Below are 13,259 nucleotides of genomic sequence, written 5' to 3'. Positions count from 1 at the left end.
CACACCGCAATCGCAAGCAGGCTCACGCCTACAGGGGTTATTGCGCTAGCTGGCGGCGCAGTTCGGCGAGTACCGGCGCGGTATCCGGGCGTACGCCGCGCCACAGCAGGAACGCCTCGGCCGCCTGCTCGGCGAGCATGCCCAGACCATCCATCGCCAGCGCCGCGCCGTGCGCAGTGGCCCAGCGGCAGAATGCGGTCGGTTCCTTGCCGTACATCATGTCGTAGCACAGGGTCTGGCCCGGCTCGATCAGACTTGGCGCGATCGGCGGCACGTCACCGGTCAGGCTGGCGGAGGTGGCGTTGATGATCACGTCCACCGGCTCGCGCAGCCAGTCGAAACCACTGGCCGACACCGGCCCCAGATCGGCGAATAATTCCGCCAGCAACTCAGCCTTGTCCACCGTGCGATTGGCGATGATCACCGAGGCCGGTTTCTCCGCCAGCAATGGCTCTAGTGCCCCGCGAACCGCGCCCCCAGCGCCGAGCAAAAGGATGCGCTTGCCGGTCAGGCTGAACCCGGCATTGACCGTCAGATCGCGGACCAGGCCTGCGCCATCGGTGTTGTCGCCGAGCAGTGATCCATCGTCCAGTTTGCTCAAGGTGTTCACCGCACCGGCGCGCTGCGCGCGGGCGGTCAGGCTGTTGGCCAGACGGTAAGCGTCTTCCTTGAACGGCACTGTCACGTTGGCGCCGCGCCCTTCGCGAAAAAACGCCGTGGCGCAGCCGGCAAAATCATCCAGCGGCGCGAGCAGCGTGCTGTAATCAAGGCTCTGGCCGGTCTGTTCGGCGAACAGCTGGTGAATCATCGGCGACTTGCTGTGGCCGATCGGGTTACCGAAAACAACGTAACGATCCATCACAAGTCCTCAGGCCTCGGCCAGCCAGTCGCGATCCTGCAGGAAGTATTCGGTCAGGCGCGCTTCTTCGCTGCCCGGCTCGGCCTTCCAGTCATAACCCCAGCGCACTTGCGGCGGCAGCGACATCAGAATCGATTCGGTACGGCCGGCCGACTGAAGGCCGAACAGCGTGCCACGGTCGTAAACCAGGTTGAATTCGACGTAGCGGCCACGACGGAATTCCTGGAATTCGCGCTGCTGAGCGGTGAAGGCGTCATTCTTGCGCCGCTGCACGATCGGCAGGTAGGCCTCGATGTAGGCGTCACCGATGGCGCGCATGAAAGCGAAGCTGGTGTCGAAATCCCACTCGTTCAGATCATCGAAAAACAAGCCGCCTATACCGCGTGGCTCGTGACGGTGCTTGATGTGGAAGTACGTGTCGCACCAGGCCTTGTACCGCGGATAGACGTCGGCACCAAACGGCGCACAGGCTTGCTCGGCGACGCGGTGCCAGTGAATGCAATCTTCCTCGACGCCGTAATACGGGGTCAGGTCGAAACCGCCGCCGAACCACCAGACCGGTTCTTCACCTTCTTTTTCAGCGATGAAAAAGCGCACGTTGGCGTGGGAGGTCGGCACATGCGGGTTGTGCGGGTGAATGACCAGCGACACGCCGAGTGCTTCAAAACCGCGCCCGGCCAGCTCCGGTCGATGGGCGCTGGCCGAGGGCGGCAGGCCGCTGCCGAATACGTGGGAAAAGTTGACGCCGCCCTTTTCGATCAGCGTGCCGTTTTCCAGCACGCGGGTGCGACCGCCACCGCCCGCCGGTCGGGTCCAGGCGTCTTCGGCGAAGCTTTTGCCGCCGTCTTCGGTTTCCAGTGCTGCGCAGATGCGGTCTTGCAGATCGAGCAGATAGGCCTTTACGGCGTCGGTGCGGGTCGTCATGGCTTCACCTTGAATCGGGCGGCGCCCCGGCAGACGGGCGGCGCAAATGGGCGCGTAGCATACCATCGCGGACCGGCGCGCCGCAGTTGACGAAGATCAAGCAGGGGAGTTGGATAGGGGGCTTACCGATGACCCAAGGAGAGCAGGCAGATGGCAAAGCGTATCCAGTTCCGCGCCCACGGCGGTCCCGAAGTGCTCGAATATGTTGACTACGAACCCGCTGCGCCCGGGCCGAACCAAGTGCGCGTGGCCAACCAGGCGATCGGCCTGAACTTCATCGACACCTATTACCGCAGCGGCCTCTATGCGCCACCCGCGTTGCCTTCTGGCCTGGGCTCAGAAGGCGCCGGCACCGTCGAGGCGGTGGGCAGCGGCGTCACCCGGTTCAAGGTCGGCGATCGCGTGGCATACGGCAGCGGCCCGCTCGGCGCCTACAGCCAGTTGCATGTTCTGCCGCAGGACAATCTGGTGCACCTGCCCGATCAAATCAGTTTTGAAACGGCCGCCGGGGTCATGCTCAAGGGCCTGACCGTGCAGTACCTGCTGCGCCAGACCTACGAGCTGCAGGGCGGCGAAACCATTCTGTTCCACGCCGCAGCCGGTGGCGTCGGCTCGCTGGCCTGCCAATGGGCCAAAGCGCTGGGCGTGAAGCTGATCGGCACCGTCAGCTCGAAGGAGAAAGCCGACCTGGCCAAAGCCAACGGCGCTTGGGCCACCATCGACTACAGCCATGAAAACGTTGCCGAGCGCGTGCTGGCACTGACTGACGGCAAGAAAGTCCCGGTGGTATATGACGGCGTCGGCAAGGACACCTGGCTCACGTCCCTGGACAGCGTGGCCCCACGTGGCCTGGTCGTGAGTTTCGGCAATGCTTCGGGCGCGGTCGATGGGGTCAATCTGGGCATTCTCGCCGCCAAAGGCTCGCTGTACGTCACCCGGCCGACGCTGGCGACCTACGCCAACAACGCCGAGAACCTGCAGCGTATGGCCGATGAGCTGTTCGAGATGATCATCAGCGGCAAACTGAAGGTCGACGTCAGCCAGCGCCATGCATTGGCCGATGCGGCGAAAGCGCAAACCGAACTGTCGGCACGGCGCACCACCGGTTCGACAATTCTGTTGCCGTAATTCCAAGTGGATACTGGGCGAACTCTTCCATGAGTTCGCCGAGTATCTTGCAGCTATATCAAATACATCTTGCGGTGAAGTTTCTTCGCTGCCGGCCTACGCCCTGCAAACTTCCTGCGCAACTTCCTGGATTCATATACAAGCCATTTCTCAGCCCACTCTTCAATCACTGGCGGATCAATACTGACGGTTAAAAACATCACGATACTCCGGCTGATGTGCGTTCATGTTCACAGGCTGATCCAGGGCCATCAACACTTGCCGCCATTCGGCAGACAACAGCCAATAATCGCCCCGGGCACGTTGCTCGATATGCATTGCCTGCGAAGCAATCGGTGTCAGGCCGAAGCGCTGATACAGTTGCCGCTGTGGCGATCTGCACAAGGCTGTCACTCCCTGATATCCGCGATCGATCGCCCATTCCGCCGCAGTGGCAAGCAGACCATTGACCGACACCGGCCGGTGCTGCTGGGAATGGGTGATCAGGCGGCTGAACTCGACGTGGCGCGCCAATGCCACTGTGGGAGAAACATGATGCTGGGCCAATGAGGCCCATTCGAAGGGCGCCGGGGTTGCCCGCAGCACCGCAATAAGCTGATCTCGCTGATACAACAAAAAGTGCGTACTGCGTGAGGTAATCGCCAATCGGGTCTCCAGCGCCCGGGCTCTGGAGGTGAGCATGTAATGCTGCAATCGCAGGCGAAACTGTCGATTGATGAAGCGTTCAAACTCCCCGGCATCCGACCCTGCCTCAAGAATGGCCACACGATACTCGGCCTGTTGATTCTTGAGTGTTTCCTGAAAGCCCTGCAGATAATCCTTGAGGTGTAAATCCGTAATATCCATTACTTCTCCGCAGCCATTAACATTTCGAAGTTGCTTCAAGCACACTGAAGAATGGTTGCTTTTGAAAATCTCGCCACTGCGCGTGTTCTGATAATCACGTGGGAAAACTTACAGATATTGCAGACCCAAAGATTCGTCTGACGCATCAAAGAACAATTGCATCGGATAAGTTTTGAACAGACACCGGAATCAATCGCTGGCATGCGCAAAACTCCTCGGCAATAGCGCCGAGGAGTCCGCAAAAAATAAAAAGAATGGCGTCAGGCAGGACGAACGACGTTACCGGTGGCGAGGTCGCGGATCACGCTGGGGTTCTTGCGCCCGCCAAGGCTGCCGCCGAGCACCAGATCGACTTGCCCGCGGAAATACTGCTCGATGCGCAAACGCGTGCGCGCTGGCGGTCGCCCCTGTGGGTTGGCCGAAGTCGAAATCAAAGGCCCGACCAGCGAGCACAAATCGCGCACTTGCGGGTGATCACTGACCCGCAGCGCCACGGTGTCATGCACGCCTGTGACCCATTCCGGCAACAGGTTCTGATGCGGCACCAGCCAGGTATTCGGCCCCGGCCAGGTACTGGCCATGCGGTCGATCCAGTCCTGCGGGAAGTCCTCGAACAGGAAATCGAACTGACGGATGTTGTCCGCGACCAGGATCAGACCTTTGCTTACCGAGCGATTCTTGATCGCCAGCAAGCGGTCCACCGCGTCTTCATTCCACGGGTCGCAACCCAGCCCCCAGACGGCTTCGGTTGGATAGGCAATCACCGCGCCGGCGCGAACTTCACGCGCGGCTTGTTGCACACGCCAACTGTTGACCATGAAAAAACTCTCCACAAACAGGTTTCGCGCAGTTTACCGATCTTCCTCGTAAAACCTAGCTTGTCCGCGCCAGCCAGCGACCGTTTTCGCACACCGCGCGGCCGTCGATCTCCAGCTCGGTCAGCGCCGCCAGCACTTTCGGCAGTGCCCAGCCGCAGCTTGCGGCCAGGGCCTCGCTGGTGTGCGGCGCCGCGTGCAGCAGCGCCAGCAACGGGTGATCGGCCTGCGCCGCCGCCGTGGATAACAGCGGCTGCTGCCAGCCGCGCAGGGCTTCGAGGATATGTTCGATAGTCTCCACCAGCACCGCCCCGTCGCGAATCAACTGGTGACAACCGCGCGCGCCGGGGTGATGGATCGAGCCCGGAATCGCATAAACCTCGCGGCCCTGTTCGGCTGCCAGCCGCGCCGTGATCAACGAGCCGCTGGCAACACTGGCCTCGACCACCAGCACGCCGAGGGACAACCCGCTGATGATGCGGTTGCGCCGGGGAAAGTTGCTCGGGCTCGGCCCGGCGACCAGCGGAAACTCGGAAAGCACCGCGCAGCCCGAGGCAATCATCGCCTCAGCCAGGCGTTTATTGCGCTGTGGATAAAAATTTTCCAGCCCCGTGCCGAGCACACCCACGGTCAAGCCGCCAACATCCAGAGCGGCCTGATGGGCAGCGGCATCGATGCCCAGCGCCAGACCACTGGTGATGACAAAACCGGCCCCGGCCAGACTGCGGGAAAACGCCGCCGCCGTGTCCATCCCGGGACGCGAAGCGCGACGGCTACCGACCATCGCCAGCTGCGGTTTCTCCAGAATCGACGGATCGCCGGCAACGAACAGGAGTGGCGGCGGATCGGGAATTTGTGCCAGCAACGCTGGATAATCCGCTTGGTCCCACATCAGCAAATGTTGGTCGGGGTGCTCTAGCCAGCGCATTGCGTGGCTGGCGCCGTCACGCACCGTCGGACAGCGCCTTGCCTCGGCACAGTTCGCCGGCAACCCCAGCGAGCGCCAGGCACTGGCTGGCGCGCTGATGGCTTTCGACGCCGAGCCAAAGGCGTCGAGCAGTTTGGCGAAACGCTTGGGGCCGATATCCGGCATGCGGTGCAGGCGCAGACGCGCTTCCAGTTCCGCCGGGGAAATGGCCGTACTGACAGACAACATGAATGGATCATCCTTGATCGTTCGATGCTCCGAACCATTCGGAACAAGCTGTGGATAACTCTGTTGGTAACTTGTTAAGCAAGCTTACGGATTTCGCACCTTGTCGAGCACCGCCAGCGAGCGTGAAGCATTGAGGACCAGGCCGTAACTGAGTTTGTCGTAGGTGCGGAAGACCATCAGCAGACCGGCGCGTTCATCGGGGATCTTCAGCGGCTGGCCAGTGATCCGGTCACGCACGGTTTCGCCGGTTTTCATCACCGCCAGGACATTGCCTTCGGCCAGACCGTCTCGTTTGCCCTTGTTCAAGGTGACCACGTCCATCACACCGATCTGCGTGACGCCGCGCGGTACATCGATGATCAGCCCGTCGATGGAACGCTTCGGCGCGCTGGGCATGAAAGTCGAATTGATCGAACGTTCTTCACCGCCGAACAAGCGGTCACCGAGTCTCACTTCCTGGGTGGTGCGTTGCAGGGCGAGAGTGGCGACGTCGCCTTCGCTGGCAACAATTTCGCCGCCACCGATATCGTCGGCGTTGATGCCGAGAAACTCCTTGGTTTGCGGGTCGGTGTAGACCTTGCCCTGGCGGAAGATGCCGTACACCGGTTGCTCCGGATCGAAATGGCCGCGGGCGAAGATGCGGTCACCGGTACCACTGAGCACGCGTTCGGCATCGCCGGCAACGATGTAAGGCGCCTTGTCGAAATCTTCGGCCTTGTCGACGATGCGATTGCTCAGCAGAAAGCTGTTGATCGATTTCAGCGGAATGCTCGGAATCGCCTCGGCCACCGGGCTGGTGCGGATTCGTGGCGAAAGTTTGATGGTGCCGCGCGACTCGCCCCGATTGACGGTCAGTTGCGGCTGGCCGTTGACGTAGCTGAGGGTCAGCGTGTCGCCGGGGTAGATCAGGTTGGGGTTTTCGACCTGCGGGTTGGCCCGCCACAGTTGTGGCCATTGCCACGGCTGGCGCAGGTATTTGCCGGAAATGTCCCAGAGGGTGTCTCCGGAAACCACCGTGTATTGCTGTGGAAAACCGTCCTTGAGTTGCACTTGCCCTTGCGCGGCGCCGGCCGAAGCCAGGAGCAGCAGGGCGAGTAGTGTTTTCCTCATGCAGTGAATCCCTTTATCATGTGCATTCGCGTGAATCGTCAGAGCCCCCGTGGCTCGCTTCTGTTTTTCAGAAGCTACGCTTCACAACGGTAGCCTGCATCTTCGGACCCGCCAGGCCATCGACCCGACTTTACTCAACGTGTGCAGCAATCGAAGCCTATGGCCATTTTAAACATCCTCGAATTTCCGGACCCGCGTCTGCGCACTATCGCCAAACCAGTGGCTGTAGTGGACGACGAAGTGCGTCAGTTGGTCGACGACATGTTTGAAACAATGTATGAAGCGCCGGGCATCGGCCTCGCCGCGACCCAGGTCAACGTGCACAAACGTATCGTCGTGATGGACCTGTCCGAAGACCGTACCGAGCCAAGGGTATTCATCAACCCCGAGTTCGAACCGCTGACCGACGAGATGGACCAGTATCAGGAAGGCTGCCTCTCGGTACCGGGCTTCTACGAAAACGTCGACCGCCCGCAGAAGGTCAAAATCAAAGCGCTGGACCGCGACGGCAAGCCCTATGAGCTGATCGCCGAAGGCCTGCTCGCGGTGTGCATCCAGCACGAATGCGACCACCTCAACGGCAAATTGTTCGTCGATTACCTGTCCACGCTCAAACGCGACCGGATCAAGAAGAAGCTGGAAAAGCTGCACCGCCAGAACGCTTGATGCCCCTCTTCAAAGGCTTGCTGCGGCAAGCCTTTTCTTTTGTGAGACGCCCTTCATGACTGAGCCACTGCGCATTGTTTTTGCCGGTACCCCGGAATTCGCCGCTGAACACCTCAAGGCCCTGCTGAGCAGCCCGTACGAGATCGTCGCGGTCTACACCCAGCCGGATCGCCCGGCCGGCCGTGGGCAAAAACTCATGCCAAGCCCGGTCAAACAACTGGCCCTGGAAAATAATATCCAGGTGTTGCAGCCGCCGACCTTGCGCAATGCCGACGCTCAGGCAGAGCTGGCCGCGCTGAAGCCGGATCTGATGGTGGTGGTCGCTTACGGTTTGATCCTGCCGCAAGCGGTGCTGGATATTCCGCGTCTGGGCTGCATCAACAGCCATGCATCGCTGCTGCCACGCTGGCGCGGTGCGGCGCCGATCCAGCGCGCGGTCGAACACGGCGACGCCGAAAGCGGTGTAACAGTGATGCGCATGGAAGCCGGCCTCGACACCGGGCCGATGCTGCTCAAGGTCGTCACGCCGATCAGCGCTGAAGATACCGGCGGCACCCTGCATGATCGCCTCGCCGAGATGGGGCCGCCCGCCGTTGTGCAGGCGATTGCCGGTCTGGCTGCCGGCACCCTGCAAGGCGAAGTGCAGAATGACGAACTCGCCACCTACGCACACAAACTCAACAAAGACGAAGCGCGCATCGACTGGAGCCGTCCGGCGGTGGAGCTGGAACGTCTGGTCCGCGCCTTCAATCCATGGCCGATCACCCACAGCACGCTCAATGGCGAAGCGTTGAAAGTGCTGGCCGCGACCGTGGCCGACGGCACTGGCGCTCCGGGTGAAATCCTCAGCGCCAGCAAGGACGGCCTGATTGTCGCCTGCGGTGCACAAGCGCTCTGTCTGACCCGCCTGCAATTGCCCGGCGGCAAGGCGCTGAACTTCAGCGACCTGTTCAACAGCCGCCGCGAGAATTCGCCGTCGGCAGCGTCCTCGGCGCAGCGGTGGACGCGCAATGAATCCGCGTCTGGCCGCCGCCAAGGCTCTCGCTGCCGTACTCAGCGGCAAGGCTTCGCTGAACAGCTCCCTGCCGACGCAGCTGGACAAGGTCGAGGATCGCGATCGCGGTTTCACTCAGGATCTGGCCTTCGGCACCGCGCGCTGGCAGCCACGCCTGTCGGCACTGGCGGAAAAACTCCTGCAGAAACCTTTCAAAACCGCCGACGCTGATGTCGAGGCGTTGCTGCTGGTTGGTCTGTACCAATTGCTCTACACCCGCGTGCCGGCCCACGCCGCCATCGGCGAAACCGTCGGTTGTGCCGACAAGCTGAAAAAGCCTTGGGCCAAAGGTCTGCTCAACGCGGTGCTGCGCAATGCCCAGCGCGAAAGCGAGACGATCTTCGCCGAACTGGAACGCGACCCGGTGGTGCGCACGGCTCACCCGCGCTGGCTGCAAAAATCCCTGAAAGCCTTCTGGCCGCAACAGTGGGAAGCCATCTGCGCAGCGAACAACGCGCATCCGCCAATGATCCTGCGGGTCAACCGCCGTCATCACGGCCGCGATGCTTATCTTGCGTTGCTGGGCGAAGCCGGGATCGCCGCGACGCCGTGCGTTTACAGCCGCGACGGCATCGTCCTTGAAACCGCCGCCGATGTGCGCAGCCTGCCGGGTTTCGCCGAAGGCTGGATCAGCGTGCAGGACGAAGCCGCGCAACTGGCTGCCGACCTGCTTGATCTGGCGCCGGGGCAGCGGGTGCTCGACGCCTGCTGCGCCCCTGGCGGCAAGACCTGCCACATCCTCGAAGCCGAACCGGCGCTGGCCGGCGTGGTAGCCGTGGATCTGGAAGCCAAGCGTCTGGTACGGGTGAAGGAAAACCTTGAGCGCCTCGGCCTCGACGCTGAACTGATCGCCGCCGACGGTCGCGATATCGATAAATGGTGGGACGGCAAACCGTTCCAGCGCATCCTCCTCGATGCACCTTGCTCGGCCACTGGGGTGATCCGCCGCCATCCGGACATCAAGCTGACCCGCCAGCCCGACGACATCGTCGCCCTCGCGCAACTGCAAGGCGAGCTGCTCGATGCCATGTGGAAGACCCTCGAAGTCGGCGGCATCCTGCTCTACGCCACCTGCTCGACGCTGCCGACGGAGAACACCGAAGTCATCGCCGCGTTCCTCGAACGCACACCCGGTGCGCGGGAACTGGATCTGGCCACGGCGGCCGGGATCAAGCAGCCCCATGGTCGCCAATTGCTGGCCCAGCAGGGCGGGCATGACGGGTTCTATTACGCCAAGCTGATCAAGATCGCTGCCGCGCGCGGCTAAACGGATTCATGGAGTGACTGGATGAAAATCATCATCCTCGGTGCGGGACAGGTCGGCGGTTCGCTGGCCGAACATCTGGCCAGCGAGGCCAACGACATTACCGTGGTCGACACCGACGGCGAGCGTCTGCGCGACCTCGGCGACCGCCTCGACATCCGCACCGTGCAGGGCCGTGGCTCGTTGCCGTCGGTGCTGCGTCAGGCCGGTGCCGATGACGCCGACATGCTGGTGGCGGTGACCAATAGCGACGAAACCAACATGGTCGCCTGCCAAGTCGCGCACACGCTGTTCCATACCCCGACGAAAATCGCCCGGGTGCGCGAAGCGTCGTACCTCAATCGCGAGGAGCAACTGTTCCAGAACGAGGCGATTCCGGTCGACGTGCTGATCAGCCCCGAGCAGGTCGTGACCAACTACATCAAGCGCCTGATCCAGCACCCCGGCGCCTTGCAGGTGATCGACTTCGCCGAAGGCGCGGCGCAACTGGTGGCGGTGCGCGCCTATTACGGCGGTCCGCTGGTGGGCCAGCAACTGCGCCAATTGCGCGAGCACATGCCGAACGTCGAAACGCGCGTGGCGGCGATTTTCCGCCGTGACCGACCGATCCTGCCCCAGGGCGACACGGTGATCGAGGCGGATGACGAAGTCTTCTTCATCGCTGCCCGTGAGGATATTCGCGCAGTGATGAGCGAAATGCGCCGCCTCGACGAGACCTACAAACGCATCGTCATCGCCGGTGGCGGGCAGATCGGCGAGCGCCTGGCCGAGGCCATCGAAAGCCGTTATCAGGTGAAGATCATCGAGATGAGCCCCGCGCGCTGCCGCTACCTCTCCGACACCCTCGACAGCACCGTGGTGTTGCAGGGCAGCGCCTCGGATCGCGATCTGCTGCTGGAAGAGAACATCGCCGATGCCGATATTTTCCTCGCCCTGACCAACGACGACGAAGCCAACATCATGTCATCGCTGCTGGCCAAACGGCTGGGGGCGAAGAAGGTCATGACGATCATCAACAACCCGGCCTACGTCGACCTGATCCAGGGCGGCGACATCGACATCGCCATCAGCCCGCAACTGGCGACCATCGGCACCTTGCTCGCCCACGTGCGCCGAGGCGATATCGTCAGCGTGCACTCACTGCGGCGCGGCGCGGCGGAAGCGATCGAGGCGATTGCCCACGGTGATGCGAAGTCGAGCAAGGTCATCGGCAAGCCGATCGAGAAGATCGGCCTGCCACCGGGCACCACCATCGGCGCGGTGATCCGCAACGAGAAAGTGATCATCGCCCACGACGACACGGTGATCGAAGCGGGCGACCACGTGATTCTGTTCCTTGTGGATAAAAAGCATATTCGCGATGTGGAGAAGCTGTTTCATGTGGGTTTGAGCTTTTTCTGATCCCACCACTGATCGTTCCCACGCTCTGCGTGGGAACGCCTCAGCGGACGCTCCGCGTTCGGCTGTTGAAGGGACGCGGAGCGTCCCGGGCTGCATTCCCACGCGGAGCGTGGGAACGATCATGCGAGGTTGAATAAAATGCTCGAATCCCTGGAAAAAATGCTCGCCAAGGGTGTGGATAACGCTTTGTTGCGCTTCGGCCTGGGTAAGGGGTATCTGGATCTGGGCGAAAACGCCAAGGCTGTCGAGCATTTTCAGCGTTGTGTCGCGTTCGACCCGAAATACTCGGCGGCGTGGAAGCTGCTGGGCAAGGCGCAGCTGGCGCTAGGCGATCACGCCGCTGCGCGTCAGGCCTGGGAACAGGGCCTGGAAGCCGCCCGCGCCCACGGTGACAAACAGGCCGAGAAGGAGATGACGGTGTTCCTGAAGAAGCTCGAGCGGCAGGCGCTTTGAGCTACAGACGGCCCAAGGCGTCTGCTTTAACCGTCACCCAAGCGAAGTTGCTCAGTACCAGCGCGCCTCGCCAGGCGGACGCTTCTTGAAGCGTTTCATGCTCCACATGTACTGGCTCGGATACGCCGCGACGTAACGCTCGACCACTTTGCTCATAGCCGCGCAGGATTCGGCGGTATCGGTGCTGTACATCGCTTCTGGCGCGGCTTCGAGGATCACTTTGTAGCCCGAGCCGTCAGGCAGGCGCAGGGCATGCAGGAACACACCGACCGCTTTGCCGCCGGCCAACATGTTCGGCACGAATTTGCTGGTCAGCGCCTGAGTGGCGAAGAACGGCACGAAAATCCCGGCGGATTCGGCCGGTTCCGGGTCGGCAGGAATACCCACGGCACCACCCTTACGCACTTCCTTGATGACGCTGAGAATGCCTTCCTTGGTCGACGCCGCGACCTTGTTGCCCAGCTGCACGCGCTGTTTGCGCAGCAATTCATCCACTGCCTTGAGCTTCGGCGGACGGTAGAAAATGATCGGTTTGCACTGGCTGCAATAGAAGTGGTTGAGCACTTCCCAGTTGCCGAGGTGGCTGGTGATGCCGACCACGCCTTTGCCCGAAGCCAGCGCGTCTTTCAACACATCGAGACCTTCGACCTCACGGACCAGATCGATCGAGCGCTGCGCCGGCCAGATCCACGCGCAGGCGCTTTCGGTCAGCGACTTGCCGATGTCCTTCAGACTCTGCCCGACCAGACGCTCACGTTCGGCCGCATCCATCTGGGGAAAACACTTGGACAGGTTGATCCGCACCACGTCGCGGGAACGGTTGGGGGTTTTCCACATGATCCAGCCGATCGCCGAACCCACGGCCTGCACGGCCCGCCATGGCAACAGGGCAAACAGCCGCAGAGCGCCTACCAGCAAGGCGCCTTTAAACTTTTCCACAGGTCACTCCTGATCTTTGTGCTGTGCGCGAGGCGGGCATTCTAACCGGCGTTGGCAAGCTGCGCGTAGCGGTCGCAATCCTGGGTGTGGTCCATGACCATGCCCGAGGCCTGCATCAGCGCGTAGCAAATGGTCGGGCCGACGAAAGTGAAGCCGGCTTTTTTCAGCGCCTTGCTCATCGCCAGCGCTTCCGGGGTGATCGCCGGGACTTCGCTGCGATCCTTGAAATGATTGATGATCGGTTGGTCGCCCACGAACGACCACAGAAATGCCACCGGATCCTCCAGCGCCAGCCACGCCTGGGCGTTGCGCCGGGCGGCGTTGAGTTTCAGGCGATTGCGGATGATGCCCGGATCAAGCATGAGCTCGTCGATCTCGGCGTCGCTCATCTGCGCCACGCGCTGCACGTCGAAGCCGAACAACACCTCGCGATAGCGCTCACGTTTGCGCAACACGGTTATCCACGACAGCCCGGCCTGGAACCCTTCGAGCAAAAGCAACTCGAACAAACCCTGCGCATCGCGTAGCGGCGTGCCCCACTCCTGATCGTGATAAGCCATGTACAGCGGATCTTCGGTACACCAAAAGCAGCGTGGCATAAGGCTCCAGGGGCGTGCGCAGCAACGAATCGGGTATACTCCCGC

At 61.9% G+C, this 13,259-nt stretch carries 13 protein-coding genes and 1 pseudogene; 6 read left to right on the top strand and 8 right to left on the bottom strand.

Going from position 1 to position 13,259, the window contains the following annotated elements; genetic code table 11:
* Positions 1 to 37 precede the first annotated feature (37 nt).
* Together aroE and hemF are read right to left on the bottom strand one after the other, a co-directional pair.
* A complete protein-coding gene (gene aroE, locus LJU32_04785; protein ID WKV89690.1) occupies positions 38 to 859 on the bottom strand; it encodes a shikimate dehydrogenase in 822 nt (273 codons plus the stop codon).
* Positions 860 to 868: 9 nt separating this feature from the next.
* The gene (gene hemF / locus LJU32_04780) at positions 869 to 1,783 is read right to left on the bottom strand and encodes an oxygen-dependent coproporphyrinogen oxidase (GenBank protein WKV89689.1); all 915 of its coding nucleotides are present in this window, start codon (positions 1,781 to 1,783) and stop codon (positions 869 to 871) included.
* A gap of 150 nt (positions 1,784 to 1,933) precedes the next feature.
* Here hemF and LJU32_04775 point away from each other — a divergent pair, with 150 nt between their 5' ends.
* Positions 1,934 to 2,911 carry an NADPH:quinone reductase gene (locus LJU32_04775; GenBank protein ID WKV89688.1) on the top strand — a complete coding sequence of 326 codons (978 nt, stop codon included), beginning with the start codon at positions 1,934 to 1,936 and terminating at the stop codon, positions 2,909 to 2,911.
* A 177-nt stretch (positions 2,912 to 3,088) separates the two neighbouring features.
* Here the strand turns inward: LJU32_04775 and LJU32_04770 are convergent, their stop codons facing one another.
* The 4 genes from LJU32_04770 to LJU32_04755 form a co-directional block, all read right to left on the bottom strand.
* Entirely contained in the window at positions 3,089 to 3,796 is a 708-nt protein-coding gene (locus LJU32_04770; GenBank protein ID WKV89687.1) for a hypothetical protein, read from the bottom strand.
* A 221-nt stretch (positions 3,797 to 4,017) separates the two neighbouring features.
* Positions 4,018 to 4,575, bottom strand: a complete 558-nt coding sequence (locus LJU32_04765; protein ID WKV89686.1) for an L-threonylcarbamoyladenylate synthase — start codon at positions 4,573 to 4,575, stop codon at positions 4,018 to 4,020.
* Between the two features lie 55 nt (positions 4,576 to 4,630).
* On the bottom strand, positions 4,631 to 5,728 hold the full coding sequence (gene dprA / locus LJU32_04760; GenBank protein WKV89685.1) for a DNA-processing protein DprA: 1,098 nt from the start codon (positions 5,726 to 5,728) through the stop codon (positions 4,631 to 4,633).
* An 84-nt stretch (positions 5,729 to 5,812) separates the two neighbouring features.
* The gene (locus LJU32_04755; GenBank protein WKV89684.1) at positions 5,813 to 6,838 is read right to left on the bottom strand and encodes a LysM peptidoglycan-binding domain-containing protein; all 1,026 of its coding nucleotides are present in this window, start codon (positions 6,836 to 6,838) and stop codon (positions 5,813 to 5,815) included.
* Positions 6,839 to 6,997: 159 nt separating this feature from the next.
* On the opposite strand from LJU32_04755, the gene def reads away from it, so the two are divergent.
* From def to LJU32_04730, 5 genes and pseudogenes are all read left to right on the top strand, one after another.
* On the top strand, positions 6,998 to 7,504 hold the full coding sequence (gene def, locus LJU32_04750; GenBank protein WKV89683.1) for a peptide deformylase: 507 nt from the start codon (positions 6,998 to 7,000) through the stop codon (positions 7,502 to 7,504).
* A gap of 55 nt (positions 7,505 to 7,559) precedes the next feature.
* Positions 7,560 to 8,518, top strand: a pseudogene (gene fmt / locus LJU32_04745) (methionyl-tRNA formyltransferase).
* Positions 8,515 to 9,825, top strand: a complete 1,311-nt coding sequence (gene rsmB / locus LJU32_04740; GenBank protein WKV89682.1) for a 16S rRNA (cytosine(967)-C(5))-methyltransferase RsmB — start codon at positions 8,515 to 8,517, stop codon at positions 9,823 to 9,825. Before fmt ends, rsmB begins: the two are co-directional and overlap by 4 nt.
* A 21-nt stretch (positions 9,826 to 9,846) precedes the next feature.
* Positions 9,847 to 11,223, top strand: coding sequence for a Trk system potassium transporter TrkA (gene trkA / locus LJU32_04735; GenBank protein WKV89681.1), 1,377 nt, complete (start codon positions 9,847 to 9,849; stop codon positions 11,221 to 11,223).
* Between the two features lie 138 nt (positions 11,224 to 11,361).
* Positions 11,362 to 11,676 (top strand): tetratricopeptide repeat protein, encoded by a 315-nt coding sequence (locus tag LJU32_04730; protein WKV89680.1) that lies wholly within the window; start codon positions 11,362 to 11,364, stop codon positions 11,674 to 11,676.
* A 51-nt stretch (positions 11,677 to 11,727) separates the two neighbouring features.
* Here LJU32_04730 and LJU32_04725 read toward each other — a convergent pair whose 3' ends face one another.
* The gene (locus LJU32_04725) at positions 11,728 to 12,615 is read right to left on the bottom strand and encodes a lysophospholipid acyltransferase (protein WKV89679.1); all 888 of its coding nucleotides are present in this window, start codon (positions 12,613 to 12,615) and stop codon (positions 11,728 to 11,730) included.
* A 41-nt stretch (positions 12,616 to 12,656) separates the two neighbouring features.
* Entirely contained in the window at positions 12,657 to 13,214 is a 558-nt protein-coding gene (locus tag LJU32_04720; GenBank protein WKV89678.1) for a DNA-3-methyladenine glycosylase I, read from the bottom strand.
* Positions 13,215 to 13,259: the final 45 nt, after the last annotated feature.

The sequence above is a fragment of the Pseudomonas sp. B21_DOA genome (assembly GCA_030544685.1).
Taxonomy (GTDB): domain Bacteria; phylum Pseudomonadota; class Gammaproteobacteria; order Pseudomonadales; family Pseudomonadaceae; genus Aquipseudomonas; species Aquipseudomonas fluorescens_AO.
The sequence above is the reverse complement of the archived record's forward strand: the minus strand, read 5'-3'. Positions and strand labels throughout refer to the sequence as shown.

Bases quoted from the DNA above. Each gene is read 5' to 3' on its own strand.
- aroE (WKV89690.1), bottom strand. From the start codon at position 859: ATGGATCGTTACGTTGTTTTCGGTAACCCGATCGGCCACAGCAAGTCG.
- hemF (WKV89689.1), bottom strand. From the start codon at position 1,783: ATGACGACCCGCACCGACGCCGTAAAGGCCTATCTGCTCGATCTGCAA.
- LJU32_04775 (WKV89688.1), top strand. From the start codon at position 1,934: ATGGCAAAGCGTATCCAGTTCCGCGCCCACGGCGGTCCCGAAGTGCTC.
- LJU32_04765 (WKV89686.1), bottom strand. From the start codon at position 4,575: ATGGTCAACAGTTGGCGTGTGCAACAAGCCGCGCGTGAAGTTCGCGCC.
- dprA (WKV89685.1), bottom strand. From the start codon at position 5,728: ATGTTGTCTGTCAGTACGGCCATTTCCCCGGCGGAACTGGAAGCGCGT.
- LJU32_04755 (WKV89684.1), bottom strand. From the start codon at position 6,838: ATGAGGAAAACACTACTCGCCCTGCTGCTCCTGGCTTCGGCCGGCGCC.
- def (WKV89683.1), top strand. From the start codon at position 6,998: ATGGCCATTTTAAACATCCTCGAATTTCCGGACCCGCGTCTGCGCACT.
- rsmB (WKV89682.1), top strand. From the start codon at position 8,515: ATGAATCCGCGTCTGGCCGCCGCCAAGGCTCTCGCTGCCGTACTCAGC.
- trkA (WKV89681.1), top strand. From the start codon at position 9,847: ATGAAAATCATCATCCTCGGTGCGGGACAGGTCGGCGGTTCGCTGGCC.
- LJU32_04730 (WKV89680.1), top strand. From the start codon at position 11,362: ATGCTCGAATCCCTGGAAAAAATGCTCGCCAAGGGTGTGGATAACGCT.
- LJU32_04720 (WKV89678.1), bottom strand. From the start codon at position 13,214: ATGCCACGCTGCTTTTGGTGTACCGAAGATCCGCTGTACATGGCTTAT.